Here is a 742-nt window from a genome sequence, read left to right on the forward strand (position 1 = left end):
ATGACGTACAGCGCGAAAGCCGCCGCGACAAGCCCGTCGACCCTGTCCATGACGCCGCCATGCCCAGGAATCAGGTTGCTGGAATCCTTGCAGCCGTGCCGGCGCTTGACCCAGGATTCGAACAGGTCGCCGATCTGCGAGATGATCGAAAGCGCCAGCGCGACAAGGCCAAGCTGAATGAGATTGCCGGCTCCGGCCACGATTGCCAGCAGCAATCCGGCGACGACGCCGCCGACGGCGCCGCCAAGCGCGCCGCTCTGCGTCTTGCCGGGCGAGATCGACGGCGCCAGCTTCGGCCCGCCGACCGCGCGCCCGACGAAATAGGCCGCTATGTCGGTCGCCCAGACCACAGCGAACAGGAACAGGATGGCGATCAGCCCGGAATGGTTGTCATCGCGCAGATAAGCGAGCGAAAAGCCGGATAGCGATGCGTAGGCCAGCCCCGACGCCTCCCATTGCGCTGCTCCCCGCAGCCGCGCCGCAACAGCGCCGACAGCAGTGAGAGCTGCGACCAGAAGCAGCAGCCACAGAGCCGGGAGGCCGGCAACCAGCGCGACAATGAAGACGGCGATCAGCGCTTCCGGCAGAAAGCCAAGCGTCGAGCCGTTCCCAGGACGCGACATACGCGTCCATTCGTAGAAGATCAGCGCCGCTATAGTCGCGCAGAACAGGCGAAACGGCAGTCCGCCAAGCCAGGTGAGCGTAAGCGTGGCGGCCGCCATCACGATGGCCGAGATGACAC

The 742-nt window shown here is 65.6% G+C and carries 1 protein-coding gene; it reads right to left on the reverse strand.

Annotated elements, in window-relative coordinates:
• Positions 1-742, reverse strand: a 742-nt coding sequence (locus tag EOA38_RS38065; RefSeq protein ID WP_127301636.1) for a phosphatidate cytidylyltransferase, incomplete at both ends; no start/stop codon positions are given.

The sequence above is a fragment of the Mesorhizobium sp. M1E.F.Ca.ET.041.01.1.1 genome (assembly GCF_003997355.1).
Lineage (GTDB): Bacteria > Pseudomonadota > Alphaproteobacteria > Rhizobiales > Rhizobiaceae > Mesorhizobium.